The 12774-nt window shown below is 64.3% G+C and carries 13 protein-coding genes; 8 read left to right on the plus strand and 5 right to left on the minus strand.

Annotation, left to right across the window (positions count from 1 at the left end; genetic code table 11):
- Nucleotides 1-153 precede the first annotated feature (153 nt).
- Both DEHOM01_RS02510 and DEHOM01_RS02515 read left to right on the plus strand, forming a co-directional pair.
- The gene (locus DEHOM01_RS02510) at nucleotides 154-2664 is read left to right on the plus strand and encodes an ATP-dependent Clp protease ATP-binding subunit (protein WP_061211327.1); all 2511 of its coding nucleotides are present in this window, start codon (nucleotides 154-156) and stop codon (nucleotides 2662-2664) included.
- 22 nt (nucleotides 2665-2686) lie between these two features.
- The gene (locus DEHOM01_RS02515) at nucleotides 2687-3310 is read left to right on the plus strand and encodes a DedA family protein (protein ID WP_061211328.1); all 624 of its coding nucleotides are present in this window, start codon (nucleotides 2687-2689) and stop codon (nucleotides 3308-3310) included.
- A 15-nt stretch (nucleotides 3311-3325) separates the two neighbouring features.
- Here DEHOM01_RS02515 and DEHOM01_RS02520 read toward each other — a convergent pair whose 3' ends face one another.
- The 3 genes from DEHOM01_RS02520 to DEHOM01_RS02530 all read right to left on the minus strand — a co-directional run bounded on the left by DEHOM01_RS02520 (nucleotide 3326) and on the right by DEHOM01_RS02530 (nucleotide 5598).
- Nucleotides 3326-4228: an HhH-GPD family protein gene (locus tag DEHOM01_RS02520; RefSeq protein ID WP_061211329.1), complete on the minus strand. Its 903-nt coding sequence runs from the start codon at nucleotides 4226-4228 to the stop codon at nucleotides 3326-3328.
- A gap of 223 nt (nucleotides 4229-4451) precedes the next feature.
- Complete coding sequence (gene mscL, locus DEHOM01_RS02525; protein ID WP_016664342.1) at nucleotides 4452-4850, minus strand: large conductance mechanosensitive channel protein MscL; 399 nt, start codon at nucleotides 4848-4850, stop codon at nucleotides 4452-4454.
- A gap of 70 nt (nucleotides 4851-4920) precedes the next feature.
- Entirely contained in the window at nucleotides 4921-5598 is a 678-nt protein-coding gene (locus DEHOM01_RS02530) for an SAF domain-containing protein (protein ID WP_061211330.1), read from the minus strand.
- Between the two features lie 207 nt (nucleotides 5599-5805).
- Here DEHOM01_RS02530 and DEHOM01_RS02535 point away from each other — a divergent pair, with 207 nt between their 5' ends.
- Nucleotides 5806-6312, plus strand: a complete 507-nt coding sequence (locus DEHOM01_RS02535) for a DUF2938 domain-containing protein (RefSeq protein WP_061211331.1) — start codon at nucleotides 5806-5808, stop codon at nucleotides 6310-6312.
- Here the strand turns inward: DEHOM01_RS02535 and DEHOM01_RS02540 are convergent.
- A complete protein-coding gene (locus DEHOM01_RS02540; RefSeq protein WP_061211393.1) occupies nucleotides 6271-6876 on the minus strand; it encodes a helix-turn-helix domain-containing protein in 606 nt (201 codons plus the stop codon). The genes DEHOM01_RS02535 and DEHOM01_RS02540 overlap by 42 nt on opposite strands.
- A gap of 34 nt (nucleotides 6877-6910) precedes the next feature.
- Between DEHOM01_RS02540 and DEHOM01_RS02545 the strand changes: the two genes are divergently transcribed.
- Nucleotides 6911-7912 carry an IS481 family transposase gene (locus tag DEHOM01_RS02545; protein ID WP_061211332.1) on the plus strand — a complete coding sequence of 334 codons (1002 nt, stop codon included), beginning with the start codon at nucleotides 6911-6913 and terminating at the stop codon, nucleotides 7910-7912.
- Here DEHOM01_RS02545 and DEHOM01_RS02550 read toward each other — a convergent pair.
- Nucleotides 7909-8532, minus strand: a complete 624-nt coding sequence (locus DEHOM01_RS02550) for a 5-formyltetrahydrofolate cyclo-ligase (protein ID WP_061211333.1) — start codon at nucleotides 8530-8532, stop codon at nucleotides 7909-7911. The two genes, DEHOM01_RS02545 and DEHOM01_RS02550, sit on opposite strands and share 4 nt — an antisense overlap.
- A 90-nt stretch (nucleotides 8533-8622) precedes the next feature.
- Here DEHOM01_RS02550 and DEHOM01_RS02555 point away from each other — a divergent pair, with 90 nt between their 5' ends.
- From DEHOM01_RS02555 to DEHOM01_RS02570, 4 genes are all read left to right on the plus strand, one after another.
- On the plus strand, nucleotides 8623-9216 hold the full coding sequence (locus DEHOM01_RS02555; protein WP_167346635.1) for a GNAT family N-acetyltransferase: 594 nt from the start codon (nucleotides 8623-8625) through the stop codon (nucleotides 9214-9216).
- A 72-nt stretch (nucleotides 9217-9288) separates the two neighbouring features.
- The gene (locus DEHOM01_RS02560; RefSeq protein ID WP_061211334.1) at nucleotides 9289-10173 is read left to right on the plus strand and encodes a hypothetical protein; all 885 of its coding nucleotides are present in this window, start codon (nucleotides 9289-9291) and stop codon (nucleotides 10171-10173) included.
- 20 nt (nucleotides 10174-10193) lie between these two features.
- A complete protein-coding gene (locus DEHOM01_RS02565; RefSeq protein WP_369405718.1) occupies nucleotides 10194-11414 on the plus strand; it encodes an alanine racemase in 1221 nt (406 codons plus the stop codon).
- Nucleotides 11415-11443: 29 nt separating this feature from the next.
- Entirely contained in the window at nucleotides 11444-12772 is a 1329-nt protein-coding gene (locus tag DEHOM01_RS02570) for a D-arabinono-1,4-lactone oxidase (protein WP_061211336.1), read from the plus strand.
- The last annotated feature ends 2 nt before the right edge of the window (nucleotides 12773-12774 follow it).

Below are 12774 nucleotides of genomic sequence, written 5' to 3' on the forward strand. Positions count from 1 at the left end.
CGCGTCTCAGCTGTGAATGCGACACCGGCGATGACTCGTCATTCAATCCTAGGCGCTTGTGCGCGGGCCTTTCACGCCGCTGGCGAACAACCGCCCCTCGAAAGTAGGCAGGCAGTAGGCTCGTAGGCAACGCCGAAACACCAAGGGAGATTCATGTTCGAGAGGTTTACCGATCGCGCCCGCCGAGTCATTGTGCTCGCGCAGGATGAGGCGCGTCTTCTCAACCACAACTACATCGGCACCGAGCACATCCTCCTGGGCCTCATCCACGAGGGTGAGGGCGTGGGAGCCAAGGCCCTCGAATCACTCGGAATCACACTCGAGGGCGTGCGCGAACAGGTGCGTGAAATCATCACTGAGGGCACCCAGGCCCCCACGGGGCACATCCCGTTCACGCCCCGCGCTAAGAAGGTCCTCGAGCTGAGCCTTCGCGAGGCGCTTCAGCTCGGCCACGGCTACATCGGCACCGAGCACATCCTCCTCGGCCTTCTGCGCGAGGGCGATGGCGTGGCTGTCAAGGTCCTCACGCGCATGGGCGCCCAGCCCGCTGCCGTGCGCCAGGAGGTCATCGAGCGCCTCTCGGGCTACCAGGGCAAGGAAACCGTGAACGCCGGTGGCGGCAACCAAGAGGGGACACCGTCGGGCTCCCTCGTGCTCGATCAGTTCGGGCGCAACCTCACGCAGGCGGCTCGCGACCAGGAACTCGACCCCGTCATCGGCCGTGAGCGCGAAGCCGAACGCGTCATGCAGGTGCTCAGCCGCCGCACGAAGAACAACCCCGTTCTGATCGGCGAGCCGGGCGTCGGCAAGAGCGCCGTCGTCGAGGGGCTCGCCCAATCGATCGTCGCGGGTGACGTCCCCGAAACGCTCAAGGATAAGCAGCTGTACACGCTGGACCTTGGTTCGCTCGTGGCGGGCTCGCGCTACAGGGGCGATTTCGAGGAACGCCTGAAGAAGGTGCTCAAGGAAATTAAGACCCGCGGTGACATCGTGCTGTTCATCGACGAGATCCACACGCTCGTGGGTGCCGGTGCAGCAGAGGGCGCAATCGACGCGGCGAACATCCTCAAGCCGATGCTCGCGCGCGGCGAGCTGCAGACCATCGGTGCCACGACTCTCGAGGAGTACCGCAAGCACATCGAGAAGGATGCAGCGCTCGAACGCCGCTTCCAGCCGATCCAGGTCGAGGAGCCGAGCGTGGAGGAAACGATCGACATCCTCCGCGGGCTGCGCGATCGCTACGAGTCCTTCCATAAGGTCACGATTACGGATGATGCCCTCGAAGCGGCGGCGCAGCTCGCTGCCCGCTACGTCAATGACCGCTTCCTCCCGGATAAGGCGATCGACTTGATCGACGAGGCCGGTGCGCGCCTGCGTATCCGCCGCCTCTCGGCTCCGCCCGAACTGAAGGAGTACGACCAGAAGATCGAGGAGGCCAAGCGGGCGAAGGAGTCTGCGATCGATGCGCAGGACTTCGAAAAGGCTGCGAGTCTCCGTGATGACGAGCAGAAGCTCACGGCCGAGCGCAAGGCCAAGGAAGACGCGTGGCGCAACGGCGAATCCGATTCGATCAGCGTCGTGAACGATGACGTCATCGCCGAGGTGCTCGCTGCTGCGACTGGCATCCCGATCGTCAAGCTCAACGAGGCCGAATCCACGCGCCTGCTCAATATGGAAAACGAGCTGCACAAGCGCGTCGTTGGCCAGAACGAAGCGATCAAGGCGCTGTCGCAATCGATTCGTAGGACCCGCGCGGGCCTCAAGGATCCGAAGCGCCCTGGCGGATCGTTCATCTTCGCCGGTCCCACCGGCGTTGGCAAGACCGAGCTCGCGAAGGCTCTCGCCGAGTTCCTCTTCGGCGACGAGGATGCTCTTATCACCCTTGATATGTCGGAGTTCGGTGAGAAGCACACGGCTTCGCGCCTGTTCGGTTCGCCTCCGGGCTACGTCGGCTACGACGAGGGCGGTCAGCTCACCGAAAAGGTGCGCCGCAAGCCGTTCTCGGTCGTGCTCTTCGACGAGATTGAGAAGGCGCACGTTGACATCTTCAACTCGCTCCTGCAGATCCTCGAGGATGGCCGCCTCACCGATTCGCAGGGCCGCGTCGTGGACTTCAAGAACACGGTCATCATCATGACGACCAACCTCGGCACGCGCGACATCGCGAAGGGCGTTTCGATTGGTTTCCAGGCCGGCGGCGACCTCTCGACGAGCTATGAGCGCATGAAGGCGAAGGTGAATGAGGAGCTCAAGCAGCACTTCCGCCCCGAGTTCCTCAACCGCGTCGACGACATCGTGGTGTTCCCGCAGCTGTCTCGCGAGGAGATCGCGCAGATCGTCGACCTTATGGTCGGACGCCTCGATACGCGCCTCGCGGAGCGCGGCATGTCGGTGACGCTGACGCCGCAGGCACGCACGCTTCTCGCAGAAAAGGGCTACGACCCAGTTCTCGGCGCCCGTCCTCTTCGCCGCGCCATTCAGCGCGACATCGAGGATGCGCTCAGCGAAAAGATCCTGTTCGGCCAGGTGAAGGACGGCGACGAGATCGTTATCGACGCCGAAGGCGAGGGCCCGCTCGGGGTCTTCACCTTCGCAACGAAGAACGCCGAGGGCGAGCTCGAGCCGATTTCCGAGGACATTTCTGTTGAGGACATCGCTGGCTAACCTTCGTGCGTGAGTCCTAGACATGCACGTCGTTGAAGAGATTGTCGTCCACGCGGGAGAAGCGTGGTGGGTCCACCTCGTGGTCGCCGCCTTCTCCCTCGTGGACGCTTTCTTTCCCACGGTTCCCAGCGAATCGTTGCTCGTCGCGCTCGGGTCCCTGTGGGCGACCTCCGGTAAGCCGTCGCTTATTCTGCTCATCCTGGCGGGCTGGGCAGGGGCCGCGGTCGGCGACCACGTGACCTACCAGATTGGCCGTATGCTTCCGTGGCAGAAGCTCTCTTTCTTTAACGAGGGCCGTCGCGGGCATCGAGCGGTCGAGGCCGCGGAGCGTGGCCTCGAGCGGCACGCCTTCACCTATCTCATGACGGCGCGGTTCATTCCCCTTGGGCGCACGGCGGTGAACCTCGTCGCCGGTGGTCTTGAGTATCCGCGTGCTCTTTTTACGCCGCGCATTATTCTCGCGACCTTCATGTGGGCCGTCTATTCAAGCCTTATCGGGGCACTTGCCGGCCAGTGGTTCGAGGCGCATCCGCTGCTTGGAATCGTCGCGGCGCTCGTATTGGCGTTCGCCTTCTCGCTTCTCGTTGAGCGCGTCGTCCGAAAGTTTCACGCATTGAAAGCGAAGCAGACGACGGAACGGGCCTGACCCGCGCGCGAACCGCTAGTTCCGCGGTGAGAATCGCGAAGGCGAACCGAGAGCGATTTTTCCCTCCGGCGTGCGCGAGATGAACCCTTCGTCAAGGAGGTCGGCGAGAAGCCTTTCGAAGCGGTCTGGGTCCGTCCCGCTTTCACCCTCGAGGGTTCCGACGGTGGCCTCACCACCCTCGCGCAGAGTTTTGAGGATTTTTCCGCGGATCTGTCGATCTGTTCCTTCATACCCTTGCGGGCGTGTTGTGCGTTCGCCGAGACCGGGGCGTCCAGCAGCAAGCCACGCGCAGTGAGGCGCGAGTGGGCATGCCTCGCATAGGGGCGTGCGGGCACGGCACACGAGCGCGCCGAGCTCCATGATGCCCTCATTCCATATGCGTGCCCGTTCGGGGTCCTCGGGGACCAGCGCACCGAAGCGGTCTCGGTCGTGCTTCGTCACGTGTGCTTTAACCGAGGGTTTGGCGTCGAGCACTCGCGTCAGTACGCGCCTGATGTTGGTATCGAGCACGCAAGCGCGCTGCCCCTGCGCGAAACATGCAACTGCCGCGGCGGTGTAGGAGCCGATTCCCGGTAGCGACGTGAGCGCGTCGACGCCCACCGGGAGTTCTCCGCCGTAGTCCCGCTCGACAATGCGCGCGCAATCGAGAAGTCTGAGGGCGCGCCGGGGGTAGCCGAGAGATCCCCACGCGAGCAGGACTTCGGCCGCGTCGGCATGGGCGAGCGCGTGCGCGGTTGGCCAACGCTTCATCCACGCGCGCCAGGGTTCTGCAACGCGGGACACGGGGGTTTGTTGGCTCATGATTTCGCTGACGAGAACGCCCCATGGGCTCGTGTGCGAATCACGCCAGGGTAGGGGCCGACGGTGGGTCGCAAACCACGTGGCGACTGGCTCGTAGAGGTCGGGGCATGAATGCATAGCGCTCCATGCTACCGAGGTTCGGCAGGCGCTCGCGAGGACTGCCTATGGGGCGCGCCGTTGAGGGGATGCAGGTAGGCGCGGTTGATCTTAAGGTCCGGGACTGGGCTTCGCTGCAGGAAGAAGCAACCGGTCATGAGAAAGCCCCGGGGCCGGGCGAAACCGTGAGGTTCGCGCCGTGCCGCCGGGGCGCGGTGCTCAACTCGCATATGCGAGTTGAGGCTTACTTGGTGTTCTGCGCCTTGAGAAGGTCGCGGATGTCGGTGAGAAGGTCGATGTCGGTGAGTTCCGTGACCTCCTCCGTGATGCCGCGGCGCTTCTTGTCGAGTTCACGCGCCTTGTTGACGGGCAGAACGAAGACGAAGTACACGACTGCCGCGGTGATGAGGAACGAGATGACCGCGGAGATGATCGCACCAAAGTCGAGGGTGGTCGCCTTGTTATCGGCGATGATGCGGTAGGCGAAGCCATCAACGTTTGCGCCGCCGAAGACGGCGACGACGGGCTGAATGAGGTGATCGACGAAAGCCTTGATGAGGGCGGTGAATGCACCGCCGATGACAACGCCGACCGCGAGGTCGAGAACGTTGCCCTTCATGATGAATTCCTTGAATCCGTTCACGGCCGTTCCTTTCGATAAGGGTATTCGGAGTAGATCTGGCGATAGCCAGTTTAAGTTTTCGAAAGACAAACTAGCGGACAACAGCGACAAACGGGGGAGTACCGGATGTGCAATGCGCAATAGTTGAAATGTGCGCACGATCGATTTCGACCGTGGCCGTGGGTGAGCCGGAGGCCGCGAACATCGTCCCAGAGCTATCCGCGGAGCCATGAGATTCGCGCAAAACTGCGCGGACCTCGCTGAGAGTAACGGGGCGGTCTGCATTTATCGACGACGAGGGGCGTTCGCACACGAGCCTCAGTTGAGTTCCCGCCTCGGCACCCTCAACGACACTCCCCGGCGCGATCGGGATCGACACGAGAGCGTGCTCGGGGTCGAGTGAGGGAGCGGCCTCGCGAAGATTCTCGCGAAGAACCAGGTCGCCTTGGTTGATGGTGCCTGCCGTGCTTTCGCCTACGAGCTCGTGTGGCTGCCGTGACGCACCGGCGGGGATGAGATCGGGCCTCACCATAACCGTCGTGAGGTCACTGTCGTCGAGAGTCTCCCCAGCGGCGATTGCGTGCGCGGCGACAACGACCGGGGTCCCCGGAAGCACGTGCGCAGCGAGTGGCGGAGCGCTGAGGCTCACGAACCCGGCGATGGCGACGAGGGCCAGTAGCGCTCTGTTCTTTCGTATTGCGCGCCTCACGTGTGGGGCTGCCGTGGCGAGCGCGCGACGAGCCCGCTCGAGCGATGAATGTTCTCCCATGTGCCCCACGCTAAGGCCGGATTTCGGCGCGTGGGGCGTCTAGATCTGAGGTGGGGAAGGCAGAGCGATGTGGAGCGCGTACCGCTGCGAGGGCAGCGGTAGATGTACTGACCGGGCACGTTGATCAAGTTTGCTGAATCAGCAAGAACAGTTGCTGGCTCTTTTGGTGGTGTGCGGTAATGGAACTGTCTACGAGAGGTAAAGGTTATGCGTATCGGTGTCGGAGAACTTGTCCAAGCTGCTGCTGTCGGCGTGGGAGCAACCATCGTGATGGACGGGGTGGCGGAGATGCTGCGCCGTACTCGTGGCTCCAGGTCATTGGACTACGCGATGGTTGGTCGATGGCTTGGGCACATGCCCGCCGGTGTCTTCCGGCACGATTCGATCATGGCAGCCGAGCCCGTCCCTCACGAGAAGGAGTTGGGCTGGGCGGCCCATTACGCCATCGGGACGGGCTTCGCCGTTGCGCTGGCCGCCGCTGATCCAGGCTGGCTCGAGCGGCCGCGTTTCATACCCGCGGTAGCATGGGGACTGGCCACGCTGGGGGCGCCTTGGCTGCTCATGCAGCCTTGTTTCGGGATGGGCGTGGCGGCGGCCAAGACCCCCAATCCCAAGCAAGCACGGCTCGGCAGCCTGCGCGCCCACACTTCCTACGGAGTGGGCATCTGGCTGTCAGGGCAGCTCGTCCACACGGTTGTGCATCGCTGCGCCTGAGTTGGCCTCCACCGAGCCAGCGAGGTGGATTCTCTGCCCTCGGAGTCCCAGCAGGCTGAGGACCTCCACGGCCGATGTCCCAGTGCTACCGAACCAGTGCGGTGTGGTGGTGTCGAACTCAGCTGCCTGTCCCACCGTGAGTAACACGTCATGGTCCCCGACGATGAGCCGTAGTTCGCCAGACAGAACGTAAAGCCATTCGTAGCCATCGTGTCGGCGAAGGGCGGGCGTCGACTTCGTGCTGGGAATCACCATCTTCAGCGCTTGCTGCGGGCCCGGGAAGTGCGTCAGGGGCACCACCGTCATGCCGTTGCGCCGTAGAGGACGCGGATAGACCCGTGGATCTCCCACTGGCGGGGCTCCCACCAGATCGTCCAGGGGTAGGTCATACAGGGCGGACAACGCGAGCAGCAGCTCCAGTGTGGGTCTCCGGCCCCCTGATTCCAGTCGTGACAATGTCGAGGCCGACAAGCCTGTTGCCTCGGCCACGTCGCCCAACGTCAGGTCACGCGACAGGCGGATGCTCCGCAGCCGAGGACCGACTCCTTTGAGGACTTCATCCATCACCAGACCTCCTACTCATTCCCCCGAGGACACCGTGTCACACGCCAACGCCGCACTCACCCCACGGTATCGACTGATCGTCGGTCGCCTCGTCGTCGGTCGCCTCGTCGTCGACGAGGGCTGGCCCATCAGCGAGGTCGCCGCCCGCTTCCAGGTCTCCTGGCCGACCGTGAAGCGCTGGGCAGAGCGCTACCGCACCGGCGAGTCCATGCAGGACCGCTCCTCGCGCCCACACCACTCGCCCAACAATACCGATACGAAGACGACGAAGCGCTGCATCCAGCTGCGGCTCCGCTTGAGGGAAGGTCCCGTGCAGTTGGCCTGTCGACTGGGGATCGCGCCGTCGACGGTTCATCGGATCCTGACCGACGCCCACCTGAACCGGCTGTCGCATGTTGATCGCGCCACCGGTGAGCCGGTCCGTCGCTACGAGCACGACCATCCCGGTGCGATGCTCCATGTCGACGTGAAGAAGCTCGGCAACACCCCCGACGGCGGCGGCTGGCGCTACGTCGGCCGACGACAAGGCGAGAAGAACCGAGCCGCCACCCCCGACAACCCCAGAGACAAGTACCGGGACCCGTTGATGGGCAAGGCCTTTGTCCACACTGTCATCGACGACCACTCCCGCGTGGCCTACGCCGAGATCCACGACGATGAAATCTCGATCACCGCCACAGCGGTCCTGGTGCGGGCTGTCGAGTGGTTCAACGCCCGCAGCATCACCGTCGAGCGCGTCCTGTCCGACAACGGTGGCGCCTACCGCTCACACCTGTGGCGAGACACCTGTGCCGAGCTCGGGATCAAGCACAAGCGCACCCGTCCGTATCGGCCGCAGACCAACGGCAAGATCGAGAGATTCCACCGGACCTTGGCCGACGGCTGGGCCTATGCCCGCTGCTACACCTCCGAGGCCGAACGCCGCGGAGAACTCGACGGCTGTCTGCACTACTACAACCACCACCGGCCACACACAGCCTGCGGCAACCAGCCGCCCTTCTCACGATTAACCAACGTCCCCGGCCAGTACAGCTAGACCGGAGTGCTGAGGCTTTCGAGTCCGGCCTCGGTGAGAACCTCGGGGATCGGAACATCGTGTTCTTCGCGGGGCAGCGCGCCGGCATCGAGAAGCTCGGTTTCGTGGATCAGGGTGAGTACGCGGGTTTCTGGACGGGCGTACGCGAGGGCCCGGTCATAGTAGCCCTTGCCGTGCCCGAGGCGCGTGCCGGATCGGTCAACCGCGACCGCGGGCGTAATGACGAGGTCGGCGTGGGCGAGGCCTTCACTCCCGAAGGACGTGCCCGTCGGCTCGGAACCAAATTTCGCGCCGTCGGAGGGGGCGAGCGTTTCCTCCCCGTCCCACGCGCGCCACCCCAGGAGCTCTCCTTCGAACGTGGGCAGGATGACCGTGTGGCCCTCGCGCGCCTTACGGCGAAGCCAGCCGAGGGCGCTCGCTTCGGCTGACACGGGGCTGTAGCCGGCGATGACGAGGCAGCGGTCGCGGGCGCTGATCCACGGGTCAATGTGCTCCTCGAGCTGCGCTCGGATGCGCGCGGAGCTCTCTCGGGCTACCTCGGCTACGTAGGTTTCACGGCGAGCGCGGAGGATCTCGCGGCGGAGCTCGCGCTTCGTTGCGGGTGTGAGGGATGCGTTCATGGACCCATCGTGTCACAAGGACCATCGTTCTAGCTGCGCGGCGATCGACCGGTGCGGCTGAACATGCTCCTAGGCGCTAGGCTTCGCTTCATGAGACTCCGTGATGCTCCGCTCACGCTCCGGCCTTTCGTCCGCCGTGATCGCAAAGCGTACGTGCGCGCGCGTGAGCGCAGCGCTCAATGGCTCGAGCGGTGGGAAGCGCGCGATCCTTCGTGGGGCGATGGGGGCGATGGCGAGCCCTATCCTTCCTACGGGGCACAGTTCACCGCTCTGAGGCGTCAGGGCCGCGAGATTCCGTGGTCATCGCTTGGGGTTTTTCACGAGCGTGCCTTCGTGGGGCACATCGGTTTTTCGCCGATCGTGTTCGGGTCAATATCGACCGCACACGCGGGGTATTGGGTGAGTCCCGAGTGGGCGGGGCGTGGGATTGCGCCGCGTGCCCTCGCTCTCGCGCTCGAAGAAGTCCTCATTGGGGAGGGGCTTCACCGCGTCGAAATCCTTGTGCGACCCGCGAACTCTGCTTCCCTCCGAGTCGTCGAAAAACTGGGGTTGCGGGAAGAGGGCATTCGCGAGCGCAGTATCTATGTCGCGGGGGCGTGGCGTGATCATCGCGTATTTGCGATCACCAGCGAGGAGATCCCCGCCAGAGGCCTTTTGCTCGATCGGGTCCCACCCGTGCGGTGAGGTGCGCCCTACGGGCGCGACACGCGGGCGAATGTGCGAGGTGGGGGCGGGAGGAGTCCCTACGATCGAGGGGTGGACAGCTTTAATCTCGGTGCGGTGCTGATCGCCCTCCTCGTAGGCGTGTGGCTCCTGTATACCGTCCCCAAAACCGCTGACCGGCGGTACACCCTGGGGGAGGCAGAAAAGGTCGCTCAGCAGCGCCACTCCGAGAGCGCCAGGGACGTCACCGACGCCTGCCGCACCTACTCTTCTTTTTCACATGAGGTGACCGACATGCCCGAGAACCGCAGCCTTCTCCGCCCCGCGGATCCAACATCCCGCCCGCGTTTTGGTGTTGAGGAGCGCACGGATCTCGTGCACGACCGAGCGCCGCGTTCGGCCCTCAATACCGCACTCACCGTGCTTCTCGTTCTCCTCGTCGCCGCGACCCTCGTCAGCGTCGTCACGACATCGCTTTCGCTCACCAGCATTTGGCTTCCGCTAGGGGCGGTGGCCGCGCTCGGCCTGTACCTCGTCGCGTTGCGCACCACGCGTTCACTGCGCTCGAATCACGCTCGGGCCGAGGCTAACGAGACCGAAGAAGCATCCTTCGAGGAGAGCGACGCCGAGGGCGAAAAGGGCGCCGCTTCCGACGCCTGCCACGATGACATCGCGCAAACGTCGGCCGTTGAGACCGCGCGCACGAGCGAGATGAGCCCGGCCGAGCGCCACGAAGCCTTCTTGCGTCAGGTACTCGAGGCCCGTGAAGCCGGGGCGGGCAAGGCTCTCGCCGATGAGCGCTTCGCTTCGCGCGTGAGCTTCCGCTACGGCGCGCTTTCGACCGGAAGCGCCCTCGAGGCCGCCGATGTCGAAGAGCGTGAGGCCGAGGCCGAACAGGGTGCCTACCACGCCTCTAACGCCCAGGTCATCGGGTCTGGGCTCACCGTCGACGACGTCATGCGCCGCCGCCGCGCCTAAGGCTTGCGGGCCCGAGGATCGTGAGAGGGGATTCGGCGCGACCGAGCATGGGCGACATCGCCCGTTATGAGCGTGCCCTGGCAGAAGCCGGCATAGCTCGACGCCCAGTGGTTGTCCTGGACCTCGAGCGTTTCGACGCCAATACCAGGGCGCTTGCAAAACGCGCAGGATCCACCCCCATTCGCGTCGCAACCAAGTCGTTGCGTGTGCCTTTCTTGATTGAGCGGGCCGAGCGCGCGTTCGGAGGCGGGCTCCTCGCCTTTAGCCTTGCCGAGGCCCTCGATCTCGTCGACCAGGGATTCAATGACGTTCTTGTCGCCTATCCCACCGCGGATCGCGAGGCGCTCGAGCGTCTCGTTGCGAGCGAGCGCGCTCTTGCGGCGGTCACACTCATGGTTGACTCGCTCGCCCACGCCGACCTGATCGAGGCTTCGCGCCGGTCCGCACGCGGGCCCTCTACTCCCGTGCGCGTATGCCTCGAACTCGATTGTGCCTACGCCCCGCTGCGCGGTGTCCATCTCGGGGCGCTGCGCTCACCGTTGTTCACGCCAGAACAGGTTGGCGAGTGCGCGCGCGCCCTCGCCTCCTATCCGGGTATCGCGCTCGTCGGGGTCATGGGCTACGAGTCACAAATCGCGGGAACACCCAACCGGGGGATCTCCCCGATTCGGCTGCTCACGCGCGGAATGCAGGCGCTTAGCGCGCGAGAGGTGGCGGCGCGCCGCAGCGAGGCCGTCAAGCGCGTACGTGAGGTGAGCGATCTCGAATTCGTGAATGGTGGGGGCACCGGAAGCATCGAATCGACGTGTTCCGACCCAAGCGTGACGGAGGTAGCTGCGGGCTCGGGCCTGATCGGGCCGGCCAGCTTCGATCACTTCGTAGGGTTTCGCCCCGAACCGGCGCTTGTCGTCGGGTTCCCGGTCGTGCGGCGCCCTGCGCGTAACGTCGCGACGGTCCTTGGTGGCGGCTGGGTCGCGAGTGGTCCTCCCGGAATCGATAGGTTGCCACGCGTCGTCCATCCTCGCTCACTCGGCTATGTGGGGCTCGAAGGCGCGGGCGAGGTCCAGACTCCGCTGCGGGGGAGTGCGGCCGAGCGTTTGCGGGTGGGAGACACCGTCTGGGTGCGGCATGCGAAGGCCGGCGAGGTTGCGGAGCATGTCGACACCTATGCCGTCGTGAGCGAGGATAGCGTCGTGGATATCGTCCCCACTTATCGTGGAAGCGGACGCGCGTATATTTAGGCTTCTGATCGTGAGGGGAAGGCTGGGGCATGGCAAAGGTCGCTTTGGGCTCGGCGCGTGAGATTCGCGCGAACTGGTCGAAGAACGTTGAGTTTGCGCCTACTCAGGTTGTGCATCCGCGTAGTGAGCGGGAGATCGTGCACCACATCGCGCGCGCAACCGCCCACGGAATCGGCATTCGAGCGATAGGGGCGGGGCACTCGTTTTCTGCAATCGCGAAGCCTGAGGGGGCCCTGCTCACCCTGGATCACTATCGCGGTCTCGTGCACCTCGATAGCGACACCGGGGAGGTGACGCTCCGCGCCGGTACGCGGCTGTGGGAGATTGGGCCCATGCTCGCCCGGCACGACCGTGCGCTCGAGGTGATGGGGGATGTCGACCGCCAGTCGATTGCAGGCGCGATCAGCACTGGTACCCACGGGACGGGTGGGCGCTTTACGGGGGTCTCAGGGCTCGTGACGGGCCTCAAGATCATGCTCGCCAATGGCGATTGCGTGTGGGCAGATCGCGAACACAATGTGAAGCTCTTTGAGGCCGCTCGACTCGGCCTCGGCGCGCTCGGCATCATCGTCGAGGTCAAGCTCCGCACGATCCCGCTGTACAAGCTCCATCGCCGCGAGTATTCGGCGCCGCTTGACGAGACCGTAGCAACCTTCCTCGAGACGAGCATGGTGCAAGACCATCAGGAGTTCTTCTTCGTTCCCGGGGGAGAGCGCGCAATTGTGCGCGAACTGAATCACGTTCCTGCCCAGTCGGCGAATCGTGGAATGGGCCGCGTGCGCACGTACCTTGACAGTGAAATTGTGGGCAACGGTGCGTTCGCTCTTGCCAACCGCCTCGTTCAGGCGGTGCCTTCGACAAAAGGTCCGCTCTCACGCGCGGTCTCGTCTCTCATGCCCGCTGCGGAAGCCGTCGGTCTTCCTCACCAGCTCTATGTGGCCTCTCGTCGGACTCGTTTTCGCGAATGCGAGTTAGCGGTTCCCGCGAGCCGCTTCGGGGAGGTCTTTGAAGCGCTGACACGGGCGCTCGAGGGGAAAACGCGCTCGCTCATTTTCCCGCTTGAGGTTCGCCGCGCCGCTGCCGACGATGTGTGGCTTTCGACCGCTCATGGCCGCGATACCGTGTATATCGCGGCCCATAACCCCTTGCACGCTCCGAGCGACGACTACCTGCATCTCGTGCACGATACGCTCGTCGAGTTCGAGGGGCGCCCGCACTGGGGAAAAATGCATTGGCTTCGGGAAGCAGAACTGCGCGAGCTGTACCCGAACTTTGAACAGTTCGTTTCCGTGAGGAACGAACTGGATCCCGATAGACTTTTCTCCACCCCTTATCTCGATTCCCTTCTTGGAGGATGACA

Origin of the sequence: Dermabacter hominis NBRC 106157, assembly GCF_001570785.1 — a bacterium.
GTDB classification, from domain to species: Bacteria; Actinomycetota; Actinomycetes; order Actinomycetales; family Dermabacteraceae; genus Dermabacter; species Dermabacter hominis.